This window comes from Pseudoclavibacter sp. CFCC 13611, assembly GCF_008831225.1.
GTDB lineage: Bacteria > Actinomycetota > Actinomycetes > Actinomycetales > Microbacteriaceae > Pseudoclavibacter_A.
The window spans coordinates 616,511-631,277 of the sequence record NZ_WBKE01000001.1 but is presented as its reverse complement, the minus strand read 5'-3'; the positions used below and the strand labels follow the sequence as shown (position 1 = coordinate 631,277).

General features: G+C 65.1%; 13 protein-coding genes. 4 read left to right on the top strand and 9 right to left on the bottom strand.

What is annotated here, in order from left to right; all coding sequences use genetic code 11:
• Positions 1-59 precede the first annotated feature (59 nt).
• Positions 60-1,013 (top strand): alpha/beta hydrolase, encoded by a 954-nt coding sequence (locus F8O08_RS02745; protein ID WP_158042477.1) that lies wholly within the window; start codon positions 60-62, stop codon positions 1,011-1,013.
• Between the two features lie 81 nt (positions 1,014-1,094).
• Here F8O08_RS02745 and F8O08_RS02740 read toward each other — a convergent pair whose 3' ends face one another.
• Complete coding sequence (locus F8O08_RS02740) at positions 1,095-1,547, bottom strand: Lrp/AsnC family transcriptional regulator (RefSeq protein WP_158030963.1); 453 nt, start codon at positions 1,545-1,547, stop codon at positions 1,095-1,097.
• Between the two features lie 82 nt (positions 1,548-1,629).
• Here F8O08_RS02740 and F8O08_RS02735 point away from each other — a divergent pair, with 82 nt between their 5' ends.
• The gene (locus tag F8O08_RS02735) at positions 1,630-2,352 is read left to right on the top strand and encodes a LysE family translocator (protein WP_158042476.1); all 723 of its coding nucleotides are present in this window, start codon (positions 1,630-1,632) and stop codon (positions 2,350-2,352) included.
• Between the two features lie 367 nt (positions 2,353-2,719).
• On the opposite strand, the gene F8O08_RS02730 is transcribed toward F8O08_RS02735, so the two are convergent.
• The 4 genes from F8O08_RS02730 to gltX all read right to left on the bottom strand — a co-directional run bounded on the left by F8O08_RS02730 (position 2,720) and on the right by gltX (position 7,699).
• On the bottom strand, positions 2,720-4,117 hold the full coding sequence (locus F8O08_RS02730) for an NAD-dependent succinate-semialdehyde dehydrogenase (protein ID WP_225733458.1): 1,398 nt from the start codon (positions 4,115-4,117) through the stop codon (positions 2,720-2,722).
• A 378-nt stretch (positions 4,118-4,495) separates the two neighbouring features.
• Positions 4,496-5,098: a ribosome hibernation-promoting factor, HPF/YfiA family gene (gene hpf / locus F8O08_RS02725; protein ID WP_158042475.1), complete on the bottom strand. Its 603-nt coding sequence runs from the start codon at positions 5,096-5,098 to the stop codon at positions 4,496-4,498.
• A 95-nt stretch (positions 5,099-5,193) separates the two neighbouring features.
• A complete protein-coding gene (locus F8O08_RS02720) occupies positions 5,194-6,123 on the bottom strand; it encodes an NAD(P)/FAD-dependent oxidoreductase (protein ID WP_158042474.1) in 930 nt (309 codons plus the stop codon).
• Positions 6,124-6,181: 58 nt separating this feature from the next.
• Complete coding sequence (gene gltX / locus F8O08_RS02715) at positions 6,182-7,699, bottom strand: glutamate--tRNA ligase (RefSeq protein ID WP_158038353.1); 1,518 nt, start codon at positions 7,697-7,699, stop codon at positions 6,182-6,184.
• A gap of 274 nt (positions 7,700-7,973) precedes the next feature.
• On the opposite strand from gltX, the gene F8O08_RS02710 reads away from it, so the two are divergent.
• Together F8O08_RS02710 and F8O08_RS02705 are read left to right on the top strand one after the other, a co-directional pair.
• The gene (locus F8O08_RS02710) at positions 7,974-9,761 is read left to right on the top strand and encodes a cation:proton antiporter (protein WP_192496905.1); all 1,788 of its coding nucleotides are present in this window, start codon (positions 7,974-7,976) and stop codon (positions 9,759-9,761) included.
• Positions 9,762-9,774: 13 nt separating this feature from the next.
• Entirely contained in the window at positions 9,775-10,203 is a 429-nt protein-coding gene (locus F8O08_RS02705; RefSeq protein ID WP_158042473.1) for a type II toxin-antitoxin system PemK/MazF family toxin, read from the top strand.
• Positions 10,204-10,245: 42 nt separating this feature from the next.
• Here F8O08_RS02705 and F8O08_RS02700 read toward each other — a convergent pair whose 3' ends face one another.
• From F8O08_RS02700 to miaB, 4 genes are all read right to left on the bottom strand, one after another.
• Complete coding sequence (locus F8O08_RS02700) at positions 10,246-11,259, bottom strand: aldo/keto reductase family protein (RefSeq protein ID WP_158042472.1); 1,014 nt, start codon at positions 11,257-11,259, stop codon at positions 10,246-10,248.
• Positions 11,260-11,346: 87 nt separating this feature from the next.
• Complete coding sequence (gene dapF / locus F8O08_RS02695) at positions 11,347-12,225, bottom strand: diaminopimelate epimerase (RefSeq protein ID WP_158038357.1); 879 nt, start codon at positions 12,223-12,225, stop codon at positions 11,347-11,349.
• 2 nt (positions 12,226-12,227) lie between these two features.
• Positions 12,228-13,187, bottom strand: coding sequence for a tRNA (adenosine(37)-N6)-dimethylallyltransferase MiaA (gene miaA, locus F8O08_RS02690; protein WP_158042471.1), 960 nt, complete (start codon positions 13,185-13,187; stop codon positions 12,228-12,230).
• Positions 13,187-14,689, bottom strand: a complete 1,503-nt coding sequence (gene miaB, locus F8O08_RS02685; RefSeq protein ID WP_158038359.1) for a tRNA (N6-isopentenyl adenosine(37)-C2)-methylthiotransferase MiaB — start codon at positions 14,687-14,689, stop codon at positions 13,187-13,189. The genes miaA and miaB overlap by 1 nt, the downstream gene beginning before the upstream one ends.
• Positions 14,690-14,767: the final 78 nt, after the last annotated feature.

Here is a 14,767-nt window from a genome sequence, read left to right as displayed (position 1 = left end):
ACAGATCTGGAACGATAGAGACACCCATCCATCACAGTCGCTGGAGAGGAAGTGGTCTCATGACCTGGACGATCAACCCGGAGTTTCGCGCCTTTCTGGAACGAGACGATCTCTATTCGAAGGTGCGCCCGGCCAAGCTGCCCGTCGGCGACATCGAGGGGCGCAGGCGACGTGCGGCGCTGCGTCTCGGCTTCGTGACCGATCCAGCGCGCACGCCCGAAGTGGTCACTCGCGACTACCCGATTCCGACGCCAGACGGTCACAAACTGCGCGCCAGACTGTACCTGCCGCTCGACTGGACTCCCGGCCCGCTCGGCCTCTTTCTGCACGGCGGCGGCTGGTTCGTCGGCACGCTCGATCAGGTCGACGCCTCGATCGCCGACTACGTGGCCCGCTCAGGGGTCGCGCTGCTGGCGCCCGAGTACCGTCTCGCGCCTGAGCATCCGCACCCCACCCCGCTCGAAGACGCCTACAGCACGCTGACCTGGGTGTTCGAGCATCTCGACGAGCTCGATGCCGACCCTCGCCGCATCTTCGTCATGGGCGACAGCGCCGGAGGCGGCATGGCCGCAGGTCTCACCCTGCTCAGCCGCGACCGTGGCGGCCCCTCCCTCGCAGCCCAGATTCTGATCGCGCCGATGCTCGACGACCGAACGGTGCTCTCAGACCCGCTGCTCGACGAGCACGTCACCTGGACGTACAACGACAACATCACCGCCTGGCAGGCGCTGCTCGGCGATCAGGCTGCAGCCGACGAGCCTGCCTCGGTCTATGCGACACCGGTGCGCGCCGACGACCTCTCTGGCCTGCCCGACACCTTCATCGACACCAGCACGCTCGACATCTTCCGCGACGAAGACATCGCCTTCGCCAGTCGGCTGCTGCAGGCCGGTGTGCAGACCGAGCTGCATGTGTATCCCGGCGTGCCGCACAGGTGGGATCGCATCGCCCCTGAGATCGAGATCTCTCGTCAGGCGGTTCTCGCCCGCATCCGCGCGATGCACGCGATCTGATCGACGGGACGCGCGACAGAGGCGGTCAGGTGCCATGCGCGGGCGTCGCTCGGCATCCGAGATCTGAGCAGTATCGGCGGCCTACAGCGCGATCGGCCGACTCACCACGACCGAACGCATGACGAGAGTCGAACGGATGCGCTCGATGCCGGGGATGACCGAGATGCGCTGATCGTAGAGCTCTTGGTAGTCGGCCAGAGTTCGCGTGAGCACCCTGACCAGAAAGTCTGGTTCGCCGAAAAGCCGCTGGCACTCGATGATCTCGTCGATATCTGCCAACGACCGTTCTATTGACGCCATGGTTCCGGCATCGCTGCGACTCACCGTGATGAAGAGCAGCGCCTGGAACTCGAGTCCGGCCTTTCGCGGGTCGATGCTGGCGTGATAACCGGTGATGATCCCGGTTCGTTCGAGCTGACGCACACGCCGCAGACACGGCGAGACGCTCAGCTGCACCTTTTCGGCAAGCTCGGTGACGGTCTGCCGACCATCTTTCTGAAGCTGCGCAAGAATCTTCCGGTCAATTGCATCCATACGCAAGATCTTACTTATAGAGACGCTTTCGACAACCAGACTTGGCACCACATGCGAAAGCTGTGCACATACCATTCACTCTATGGATACCGCATTGCTTCCGGCGTTCTTCGCCGTGAGTCTCATCGTCATCATCACCCCGGGTGCAGACTGGGCGTACATCCTCTCGCATGCACGCGGCACGCGTGAGGCGATGGCCTCGATCGGCGGGCTCTTGATCGGTTATGCAGGCCACACGATCCTTGCGACCGCCGGCCTCACTGTCGCACTGGCGCTGCTGCCCGGTGCGCTCACGACCCTCACCTTCGTGGGTGCGGCCTATCTCTGCTGGCTCGGGGTGCAGTCCCTGCGGCGTCCCAGCGGCTTCGCACTGTCGGCTCCGGCGCAGGTGACTCCAGTGCAGGCGCAGGCGATCTCGACGACGACAGGAGCGATGCCGGTGGTGACCAGGTCGATCACGCTGCCGGTGCTGCCTGCCCCGCCGGAGCATCCGCTCGGACGCGTCGTCGCCAAGGGCGCCGGCGTCAGCGGGCTCAACCCCAAGGTCGTGCTGCTCTATCTGTCGATTCTGCCGCAGTTCATCAGCCCTGACGCCGCATGGTCGCTGAGCGCGCAGACGGCGATGCTGGGCGGCGTTCACGTGCTGGCCACGATGTGCTTCTACACGCTGCTGGCGCTCACCGCAGTGCGCGTGCTCGACCGGCACCCTGGTGTCTTCAAGCCGATCTCGATCGTCTCGGGCATTCTGATGCTCTGCTTCGGGGTGGCGCTGATCGCAGACCAAGTCGTGACGCTGCTGCGCTGAGTAGGTGGTGCCGTGGGCTGCGCAAACGGCGGGCCAGACCGGCGGCGAGCTGCGGCAATTGGCAGACACCTGCGGCGATTGGTCAAAAACCGCTGATTTTGCGCGAACGATGGCTACTCCATCCAAACCGTGGTGGCCGCGCACGTGCGAACCGTGCTGGCGGCGCACGTGCGAACCGTGGTGGCGGCGCACGTGCGAAAGGTGGCGACAGCACCCACCAGCAGAGCGCAAGCGAGCCCCGGCACCAGAGGCTGGGCCGAGGCTCGCTGCAGTCGCTACGCTGTCAGCGCGACTGCACGCTGAGATCAGACAGACGCGCGCTGACCGATCAACACAACGGGTGCGCTGACTTGCACGCACAGACCGATCAGAATGGCGTGTTGATGTCCTGCACGTCGATCAGCTTCTTGTTCACGAACTCGTCGAAGCCGAGATCGATCAGCTCGTTGCCGAAGCCCGAGCGCTTGATGCCGCCGAACGGGATGTCTGCGAACACACCGGTGGGATGGTTCACGAACACCATGCCCGTGTCGATGCGCTTGGCCACCTCGACGCCACGCGCCTCGTCAGCGGTGAACACCGAGCCGCCGAGACCGTAGGGCGAGTCGTTGGCGATGCGCACTGCGTCGTCTTCGTCCTTCGCACGGTAGAACGTGGCCACCGGGCCGAAGAGCTCCTGGTGGTAGGCCGGGTTCTCCGGGGTCACGCCGGTGAGCACGGCCGGCTGGTAGTAGGCACCCTGAGCCGGGATCGGCGCGCCGACCTCGACCTTCGTGGCACCGGCTGCGACGGCGCCGTCGACCTGTGCGGTCAGCATCTCCTTGGCACGCTGTGACGACAGCGGAGCCATCGTCGTCGCCGGATCCTTCGGATCGCCGGGCTTGATCGTCGCATTGGCCTCGGCGATGTACTTCTCGAGGAACTCGTCGTAGAGAGCATCCACGACGATGATGCGCTTGGCCGACACGCAGACCTGCCCTGCGTTCCAGTTGCGGCCGCGCACAGCGAGGTGCACCGCCTTGTCGAGGTCGGCGTCGTCGAGCACGATGAATGCGTCAGAGCCGCCGAGTTCGAGGGTCGCCTTCTTCATGGCTGCGCCGGCGACGGATGCGACGGCCGAGCCCGCCCGCTCGCTGCCGGTGAGTGCGACGCCGACGACTCGGTCGTCTTCGAGCACGAGCTTGGTGTGCTCATGCGTGGCGAACACGTTGGCGAACACCCCTTCAGGCGCACCGGCCTCGCGGAACAGGTCGTCGAACGCCTGCGCAGCCTGCGGCACGATCTCGGCGTGCTTGAGAATCACGGTGTTACCCGCGGCGATCTGCGGCGCCGCTGCACGTGCGATCTGGTAGTACGGGAAGTTCCAGGGCTCGATCAGGTAGACCACGCCGAGAGGCTGGGTCACGAGCTGTGCCTTGCCCTCTGCAGGGTCGGCGACGGGGAGCACGCGCGGTGCGAGCAGCTCGTCGATGTGATCGGCGAAGTACTGCAGAATGTCAGCCGACAGATCGACCTCGCCCAGTGCCTCTGCGGTCAGCTTGCCCATCTCAAGGGTGAGGATGTCGGCGTACTTCTGCTTGTCGGCGCGCAGCAGATCGGCTGCTTTGGCAAGCACCGCCGCACGATCGGCAAGCGGAGTGTTTCGCCAGTCAAGGAAGGCATCGTGTGCCTTGGCGACCTTGTCGAGGATCTCCTCGTCAGTCGCGTTCGGAAAGGTGGCCACGACTTCGTTCGTGGCCGGGTTCACAGTCTGATACTGCAGCATGGATCTCCTTGGTCCGGTTTCGCGTGGCGTTCGCCGCACCGATCGAGGCACTCCTCTGTCGGCTCCGAGAATCCTGACTGCTGATCGCGGTGCGGCACTTCGACGCCACATCGCGTGAGTGGGGCGACGCCTTGAGCGTCGACCCGAAAACCGAGTGTAAGACCGGATTGATCGTGTGACAGTCCGCTGGCATCGGGATGTGCCAGAACAGGACATCTCTCAGACTCAGTCGCAGACAACTGCTGCAGAACTCCGCGCGCATCGGCACACGTTGCAGACGAGGAATCCCCGTGTCGCGACAGATTCGTCGCAGGCACGGGGATTCGACTGCTCAGTCTTCATCTCAGCCGGTCAGATCCGACTGCGACTGAGCGTGGGTCACTCGTCGACGGTCTCGTCTGCCTCGCCCAAGGCGATCACGCCGTAGTTGTAGCCCTTACGTCGGTAGACGACGCTCGACTTGCCGGTCTCGACGTCTTCGAAGAGGTAGAAGTCGTGGCCGACCAGTTCCATGCGATCGACGGCCTGCTCGGGCGACAGCCGCTCGGCTGGGAACTCTTTGCGACGGATCACCAGCGGCGACTCCGGCTGCTCGTCGACACCCGCGTCGGTCGCAGCAGACGCGTCAGGCACGACGACTCCGGCATCCACACTCACCTGGACGCGATTGGGGCGACCCTTCGAGATCTTGCGACGATCTTTGCTGCGCCGCAGTCTCTCTGACAGTTTGCCCAACGCCTGGTCGAACGCTGAGAAACGGTCGCCGCCTTCGGCCTCGGCACGAATCACCGGGCCCGGAGCGATCACTGTGAGTTCGACGCGTTCGCCGAGATCGGGAGTCTTGTCGCTGATGTTCGAGACCTTCACCTCGAACCGCTGTGCGCGGTCAGAGAGCTGAGTGACTTTGTCGGCCTTCTGATCGACATAGTTCTCGAAACGATCGGAGTTTTTCACTCCCCGTGCCAGGACGCTGATCTGCATGGCAGACCTCCTTCTGTCGTCGGCTGTGCCGAACACCGGCACCGCCGGGAATTAGGTTGCGACCATTGTACGGTACACAGCCGACGACGGAGGCCTCAGCGACCTGGCGCGTCGAACGTCGCGAAGATCAGATCGTTGTTCAGACCGATGCCGGCCCGAGCGCCCTCACCAGCGGCGATGATCAGCTGCGAGGGCGTGATGCCGCGCACGTCACCGGCGGCGTAGACTCCGTCGACCCCCGAACGGCCGTACTCATCGGTCTTGACCCCGCCGAGATCGCCTGCCGTGGGCACGAGATCGGCCACGACCTGCGGCAGGCTCCACTCCGGCTGCACGAACCCGCCGGTCGCCGGCAGCACGCGGCCATCGGCGAGTTCGACCGACTCGAGACGGCCTCCGTCACCATGCAGCGCGGCGATCGGGGTGTCGTCGACCTCGATGCCCTGTCTGCCCAGCACCTCGGCCTGGTGCTCTTCGATGATGCCTGAGCCGTTCGTGAGCACGATCTCACGGTCGGCCCACTGCGATGCACGCTTTGCGGTGTTGACCAGTTCGGGGTTCTCTCCGATGACCACCAGCGACTGCTCGCGGCGTTCCCAGCCGTCGCAGTGCACACAGCTGAAGATGGTGGATCCGTAGTAGCTGATCAGGTCGGGCACCTGCGGCAGCGCCTCGAGCACACCGGTGGCCAGCAGCACCTTACGGGCCTGCACCTCGCCGCTCGGCCCGCCGCGCACGCCCTTGATCGACGCGGTGAACTCGCCGTCGACGCCCGTGACGTGCTGCACTTCACCCCACTGGAAGTGCACGTTGGGATACTTCGCGAGGTCTTCGCGCCCCAGTTCGCGCAGTGCCATCGGCGGGGTGCCGTCACGCGTGATGAAGCCATGCGACATATAGGTCGCACGGTTGCGAGGGCGATTGCCGTCAACGACGAGCACCTCGCGTCGGGCCCGGGCGAGCACCAATGCGGCGCTCAGACCGGCTGGTCCCCCACCGACCACGATGCAGTCGTAGTTGTTCATCTGCAGCTCACCTCTCTGTGACCGTGCCTGTTCGACGGGGGTTGACGCCGCCCGCGTGTCAGAGCCCGCGCTCGGCGAGCACCGTGGAGAAGCGATCGAACCGTGCGAACGTCTCGTCGCGGCCGAGAATCTCGAGTGACTCGAAGAGCGGCGGAGAGACGCGTCGCCCCGACACGAGTGTGCGGATCGGCCCGAATGCCAGGCGCGGCTTGACGCCGAGACCGTCGACCAGCGCCGTCTGCAGTGCGGCGTGGATGGCATCGGTGTGCCAGCTGGTGGCTGGCAGCGCCTCGAGTGCAGCCCGCGCGGCCGAGACGACCACTGCGGGATCGCCCTTGAGCTTCATCGCGTCGTCCTGGTATTCGACTTGGTCTGCTGTGATGAACAGGAAGCGCAGCATGTCGGGGGCTTCGCCCAACACGTTGAGACGCGGCTGCACCAGCGGTGACGCCTCGTGCAGGATCTCGGCTTCGCGCTCGGTCAGCGGCGTGCTGACGAGCCCGCCGTGCTGCAGAAACTCAGTGAGTCGCGCTTCGAAGTCTGCGGGATCGAGCGCGCGCAGATGATCGCCGTTGATGGCAGTGGCCTTCTTCAGGTCGAAGCGTGCCGGGTTCGGGTTCACATCGACGATGTCGAAGTGCTCGACCAGCTCGGCCGGGCTGAACACGTCGCGATCTGGGGCGATGGACCACCCCAGCAGAGCCAGGTAGTTGACCAGGCCCTCTGGGATGAACCCGTTGTCGCGGTGGTTGAACAGGTTCGACTCGGGGTCGCGCTTGCTGAGCTTCTTGTTGCCCTCGCCCATCACGAAGGGCAGGTGACCGAAGCGCGGGATGAACGTGGTCAGCCCGATCTCGATCAGTGCGTGGTACAGAGCGATCTGACGGGGCGTCGACGACAGCAGGTCTTCGCCGCGCAGCACGTGGGTGATACCCATCAGCGCATCGTCGACCGGGTTGACCAGCGTATAGAGCGGCTGCCCGTTGGGGCGAACCACGACGAAGTCGGTGAACGAGCCGGCCGGGAACACGATCTCGCCGCGCACCAAGTCGTCGTACGAGAGGTCGGTGTCTGGCACGCGCAGACGCAGAGCAGGCTGACGCCCCTCAGCGCGGTAGGCGGCGCGCTGCTCGTCGGTGAGGTCGCGCTCGAAGTTGTCGTAGCCCTGCTTGGGGTTGCGTCCCTGTGCGACGTTGCGGGCTTCCATCTCTTCGCCCGTGACGTAGCTCTCGTAGAGAAAGCCGGCGGCCTTCAGCTTCTCGATGACGTCTTGGTAGATGTCACCGCGCTGCGACTGCCGGTATGGGCCGTGCGGGCCGCCCACGTCGATGCCTTCGTCCCAGTCGAGGTGCAGCCAGCGCAGAGCCTCGACGATCTGCGCGTAGCTCTCTTCGCTGTCACGCTCGGCGTCGGTGTCTTCGATGCGGAAGACGAACGTGCCGCCGACGTGCCGCGCATACGCCCAGTTGAAGAGTGCGGTGCGGGCCATGCCGACATGGGGTGTGCCGGTGGGTGACGGGCAGAAACGCACGCGGATGTCAGAACCGGTCGCGTGAGAGAAAAGGTCTGTGGTCATGATGGCTCAGTCTACCCCGACAGGTGTCGGGGAGCACAGCGCGGCGCGCGCAACCAGCGAGCGAGCGTCGAGACGGATGCCGCAGGGGGCATCCGGCCAGGCCGTCGGCTCAGGCCGCCCTGACGGCGATCAAATGTTTCATTAGCCTATCGGTTCAGGCCGCGGCCACGGCTCTTGCGCAGACACGATGTATCATCGGCACCAATCTCCACCGCGACTCGGTCGAACGCCACACAGCCGAAGGTCGAACGCCACACCGCTGAAGAGGGAACCAATGAACCATCTGCTGCTCTTCACTCTGCTCACGATGTCTGTGCTCATCACCGCCTTCGCACGCAGACGTGGCTGGTCCTCTCCGCTGGTGATCGTGATCCTGACATCGGCGATCTCGTTCCTGCCCTTCGTTCCGCACTTCGACATCGACTCCGAGCTGATTCTGACGCTCGTGCTGCCGCCGCTGCTCTACTCCTCTGCGCTGAACGTCTCGGTGATCAGCTTCCGCAAGAATCTGCGCGACATCTCGATGCTAGGCGTCGTGCTGGTGATCGTCACGGCCGCAGTCGCCGGTTTCGTGGCCTACATGGTGATTCCGGATATGACTTGGGCCGCGGCTCTGCTGCTCGGTGCGATCATCGCGCCTCCTGATGCCGTCTCGGCAGCCTCGGTCGGCCGCAAGCTCAATCTGCCGAGACGCCTGATGACCGTTCTGCTGGGCGAGAGCCTCATCAACGACGCCACCTCGCTGACCATGATGAAAGTGGCGCTGACACTGGTCGGCGGGGCGGCGCTCACCTTCGCAGACGACCTCGGCATCTTCGGCCTGGCCGTCGGCGTCGGCATTGGTCTGGGCGTGGTCATGGGAGTGGTCTACAACTGGCTGCGCCGACGCCTGAACGATCCGGTGATCGAATCTCTGCTCGGCCTGCTGCTGCCGTTCTTCGCCTACACCGGCGCCGAGCACTTCGGCGGCTCGGGTGTGCTGGCCGTCGTGGCAGCCGGTCTCTTGGTCGGGTATGCGTCACCGACCTTCAACTACCGCACCCGTCTGCAGGACGAACCTCTCTGGAAAGCGATCGATGTGCTGCTCGAGGGCATGGTGTTCGCCCTCATCGGGCTGCAGCTGCACAGCGTCAGCACCAACCTGGTCGACGGCGGGCGTGGCATCCTGTGGAGCCTCAGCGTCGCCGCGCTGGTGCTCGTCGCCGTGATCCTGGTGCGACCGGCCTTCGTCTTCGCCACGTACGGCCTGCAGCTCTTGGGCATGCGCCTGCGCCGAAGCCGACACAGCGGATCGCCTGACTCAGCCGATGCATCCGCCCCACCCGGTGGGCAAAGTGTCCCAAGTGATCCGAGTCTGCTCACCCGGTCGATCATGGTGCTGACTCCGGAGAACAGCTCGACGCGCCGCTTCGCGGTTCGAGCGAAGAACACGGTGAGAGCGTTCGGCAGCTCGCAGGATCCGCTGAAGTGGAACGAGCTGTTGGTGCTGTCGTGGACGGGGATGCGCGGCGTGGTCACCCTGGCCGCCTCACTGAGCATTCCGGTGGTGATGGCCGACGGGTCGCGCTTTCCCGGGCACGACATGCTGGTCTTCATCGCGTTCGTGGTCACGGTCGGCACACTGCTGCTGCAGGGACTGACTCTGCCCGCGCTCATCCGCCTGCTCAACGTCGAAGACAAAGAGCAGCCCAAGCGCGACCGGGCCGCCCGGCAGCGTCTGCTGCGCACCAGCCTCGCCGAGGCCACCGACTTCGTCAAAAAGCGCGAGGGCAACTGGCGCAAGAAGTTCGGCGACGAAGCCGTCGACCGCGCGATCACGAACATCGAGTCACGGCTCAGCCGCATCGAGCATCAGCTCGACGCCGCCGAACATCAAGAGGTGACCGCACTCGCGTCTCGGCACATCACCGAACTGCGCCGTCAGGTGCTGCGCACTCGACGCGAGATTCTGCTGCGCGAACGCAACGCCGGGCACATCGACGAAGAGCTGATGCGCGAGGTGATGGCCGGACTCGACGCCGAAGAGCTGGCGCTCGACGAGTCGGTCGTGGGGGCCCGCTGATGGGCGGCCGCAGGTGAGCGGGTTCTGGTCTTCCTCGTCAGGCGGATGCGCCGAGGTCTCGCTGCGTGCGCTGCGGTCGGCCGACACCGAGTGGACGAACGTGCCCAACGCGTCCACTGGCTATGCCTTCGGCGAGATCGTCTGGACGTGGGTGCCCTTCGGCGAGCGCGGCGGTCACGGCAAAGACCGCCCCTGCGTCGTGGTGGGGTCGGTCTCTGACCGCGGCGACCTGCTGATGGTGTATCTGACCAGTCGAGATCATGATGACGACGCCGACCACCTGTTTCTGGGCTACGGCAGCTGGGATCGCAGCGATCGGGGCAGCTGGGCGCAGGTGCGCCGCCTCTTCCAGGTTCATCACACGGAGGTGCGAGACGGCGGCGCAGCACTCGATCGCATGCAGGCGAGAGCGCTGCGCCGAACGCTGCGGCTGAGCGACTGATCGATTTCTTCGTTCAGAGCTCAGCCGCAGACGGCCTGACGATCAGCAGGGACGGGTCTGCGGAGCCCGTTCGGCCGTCTTCGCCGGATCGGTCTCGGCGAAGGGCAGAATCACGTCGTCGATCGCAGCGAGCGTCGCATCGTCGAGTTCGACCTCGGCGGCCTGCACGTTCGAGGTGACCTGCTCGGGGCGTGAGGCGCCGATGATCGCACCTGCGATGCCGTCGCGATGCAGCACCCAGGCCAGCGACAGCTGCGCGAGCGTGATGCCGTGGTCGTCGGCGATGGGGCGCAGTCGCTGCACGGCTGCGAGCAGATCGTCGTGCAGGAAGGGCGCGATCATCTGCGATCCCCCGTGCTCGTCGGTGGCACGGCTGCCGGCCGGCGGCTGCTCGCCTGGCAGGTACTTGCCGGTGAGCACGCCCTGCGCAAGCGGCGACCAGACGATCTGCGAGATGCCGAGCTCCTTCGACGCGGGCACGACCTCGCCCTCGATGACTCGCCAGAGCATCGAGTACTGCGGCTGGTTCGAGATGATGCGGAAGCCTGCCTGACGCGCGAGCTCCTGCCCGGCGCGCAGCTGGTCGGCCGTCCACTCTGAGACGCCGATGTAGAGCGCCTTGCCGGCGCTGACGACATCGGCGAAGGCCTGAATGGTCTCTTCGAGCGGAGTCTCGGTGTCGTAGCGGTGCGCCTGGTACAGATCGACGTAGTCGGTGTCGAGCCGTTCGAGCGAGCCGTTGATCGATTCGAGGATGTGCTTGCGACTCAGTCCGCAGTCGTTGTGCCCCTTCGGCCCGGTCGGCCAGTAGACCTTGGTGAAGATCTCGAGAGACTCGCGTCGTTGGCCGTGCAGGGCTTCGCCGAGCACTGACTCGGCCTTCGTATTGGCATAGACGTCTGCCGTGTCGAACGAGGTCACTCCTGCGTCGAGCGCCGCGTGCACGCTGGCGATCGCAGCATCGTTCTCGATCTGTGAGCCGTGTGTGAGCCAGTTGCCGAAGATGAGGGATGAGATTTTGAGGCCGCTGTCGCCCAGATACCGAAATTCAGTCATGAGTGCACGTTATCGCATGCGTCATGCCCGGCGCTGTGAACGCGACATGAACCTGCGCCGACTTGCCCCGATGAGACTGGTTCGCTCTCACGCGAGCGTGAAAGACCCCTCGAACACCAGCTCGGCAGGCCCGCCCAAGGCGACGTGCTCACCGTCTTCGGCGGCGAACATGCGCACGGTGAGCGCTCCGCCCGGCACCTGCACCCGCCACAGGTTCGGGGCGCTCTCCCCCATCCAGTGACGAGTGGCCAGTGCGGCGGCAGCAGTGCCGGTGCCGCACGAAAGGGTCTCTCCGACGCCGCGTTCGAAGACGCGCATACTGATCTGCCCAACGCCGTCCACGATCGGCTGCTCGCCGAGCGCCACGAACTCGACGTTCGCGCCCGCAGGCGGAGCAGGGCTCAGCACGGGCGGCTCGATCAGCTGCAGCCGCTGCTGTGTGGCGCGATCCGGCAGCAGAACGACCACGTGCGGGTTGCCGACGTCAATGCCGAGACCGGGCCGACTCGCGCCGCCGAGTTCGTCGTCGACCGTGACGTCTCCGGGCACCAGCGCCCAGCGTCCGAGGTCGACCTGAAAGCCACCCGCCGACGCCTGCACGTCTTTGATGCCGGCACGCGTGGCGACCGGCAACGTGCTGCCCGGCATGATCTCGGCCAGACCTCGAGAGGTCAGATAACGGCTGAAGACGCGCACGCCGTTGCCGCACATCTCAGCGACGCTGCCGTCTGCGTTGCGGTAGTCCATGAACCACTCGGCACGAGGCTCTTCGGCCAGCAGCGGGCGGCCTTCGGGCAGATGTTCAGAGCGCACCACGCGGATCAGCCCGTCTGCTCCCACGCCGAAGTGTCTGTGGCAGATCTGCGCGATCTGTTCCTGGGTCAGCTCAAGCGTGCCGTCGGCGTCTTCGACGAGCACGAAGTCGTTGCCGGTGCCCTGCCCCTTGGTGAACGCAATCGTGGTCATCGTCACTCCGTTTCATGATCTGGCCGGGCATCGACGTCATGTGCGAGGTCGTCAGCCACAGCTTCGGCGATGCATCGGATGTTCCCAGGGTCTCCGGTGTGCAGCCGCACAGCATCATGGTATCGCCGAAACCAGGTGCGCTGCTTCTTGACGAGTCTCGTCGTGGCGAGCACGGTGTCTTCGACGGCCTGGGTCTCGGAGCAGCGGCCGTGCAGCTGTTCGAGCGCCTCACGATACCCCGTGGCGTGAATCGCCGTCGGGCTGGTGGCGAGCCCCTGCCGATCCAGGGTGCGAACCTCGTCGAGCATTCCGCCGCGCCACATCGCCTGGGTGCGCTCGGCGATGCGCGCGTTCAGTACGGCACGCTCGTCTTCGAGCACGAAGAGCCTCGTGGGCTGCCACAGCTCGGCGGCATCCGCGCGGAACGAACTGAATGGTCTGCCGGTGAGCTCAAACACTTCGATGGCTCTGATGACGCGACGTCTGTTGCGCTGGTCGATGCGATCCGCCGCGATCGGATCGACTTCACGCAGCAGATCGTGCAGCTGTTCGTCGGTGAGATCTGCTGTCTGCTGCTCGAGACGCGATCGAATGGCCGGGTCGGTTCCGGGCATCTGCTGCTGATGGATGACGGCCTCGATGTAGAACCCCGACCCGCCCACCATGATGGGATGAACGCCGCGCTGCTGCATCTCGGAGATGACGGTTCTGGCACGTTCTCGGAACCAGGCCGCTGTCGCCTCTTCTGTGATGTCGAGCTCATCGAACAGATGGTGCGGCACGCCACGACGTTCGAGCCCCGTGATCTTCGCCGTGCCGATGTTCATGCCACGGTAGACCTGCATCGCATCGGCGTTGACGATCTCACTGGGGATGCCCTGCTCGCGCAGTGCGAGAGCGACGTCGACGGCCAGCGCGCTCTTTCCTGTGGCGGTGGCGCCTGCGATGACGGTCAGCGCCATCAGGATGCGGTGGTCGCTCTGATCGGAATGCTCGGCATGCCGAGACTGACTCGTCCGTCGTCGACGGCGCAGGCATCGGCTTCGGCGGCCTCCCAGGCATCGCCGGATACGGTGCGGCGCACCCGATACTGGTCTTCTCGAGGATCGGCCAGCAGGTGGAAAGGCGCAGCGTCGGTCACCGGAACCGTCACGAAATCGCCGGGACGAGGCGCATCTGCACCGGCCGGCACGCTGAAGTGGACGAGGCGGTTGTCTGCGGCGCGACCGCTAAGACGATGATTCGCGTGATCTTTGCGTCCCTCGGCGGGCGCGACCAGCACCTCGACGCTGCGGCCGATCTGGTGGCGGTTCTCTTCGAGCGAGATCTGGTTCTGCACTTCGACCAGTCGCTCATAGCGCTCTTGGACCACAGCCTTCGGCACCTGATCTGGCATAGTGGCCGCCGGAGTACCGGGACGAATCGAGTACTGGAAGGTGAACGCACTGGCGAAGCGCGACTTGCGCACCACCTCGAGAGTCTGTTCGAAGTCTTCGTCGGTCTCGCCCGGAAACCCGACGATGATGTCTGTGCTGATGGCGGCGTCAGGCATGCGGTCGCGAACATCGTCGAGGATGCGCAGGAACTTGGCGCTGCGGTACGACCGGCGCATGGCTTTGAGAACTCTGTCTGAGCCCGACTGCAGTGGCATGTGCAGCTGCGGCATGACTGAGGGCGTGTCGGCCATCGCATCGATGACGTCGGCGGTGAACATGGCCGGATGCGGGCTGGTGAACCGCAGACGCTCAAGCCCGTCGATCGCACCGGCGGTGCGCAGCAGCTTGCCGAAGGCCTTGCGGTCTCCGAAGCCGACGCCATATGAGTTCACGTTCTGCCCGAGCAGCGTGACCTCGATCACGCCCTGATCGACAAGAGCTCCGACCTCGCTCAGCACGTCGCCCGGCCGGCGGTCTCTCTCTTTGCCACGCAGTGACGGCACGATGCAGAACGTGCATGTGTTGTTGCAGCCCACCGAGATAGAGACCCACCCGGACGCATGAGACTCCCGCTTGCTCGGCAGCGTCGACGGAAAGACCTCAAGCGATTCCAGAATCTCGACCTGCGCCTCATGATTGTGTCGCGCACGTTCGAGCAGCACCGGCAGCGAGCCCATGTTGTGAGTGCCGAAGACCACGTCGACCCAAGGGGCCTTCTCGATGATGCGCCCCTGATCTTTCTGAGCGAGACAGCCGCCGACGGCGATCTGCATACCCTCGTGCTCCCGTTTCACCGAGGCCAGGTAGCCGAGATTGCCGTAGAGGCGATTGTCGGCGTTCTCACGCACAGCGCAGGTGTTGAGCACGATGACGTCGGGCTCCTGCCCGTCTGCCTCGACATAGCCGGCAGCCTCGAGTGATCCACGCAGGTGCTCGGAGTCGTGCACGTTCATCTGGCAGCCGAACGAGCGCACCTCGTAGGTGCGGGGCTGGTCGGTGTGTGGTGCGCTCTGTTCGATGGTGCTCATGATGAAGTCATTCTAGGCGACGTCGGTGATACGGCAGAAAGTCTCCGTTCTGCGCGGCTCGTACGCCACGAGACGCTC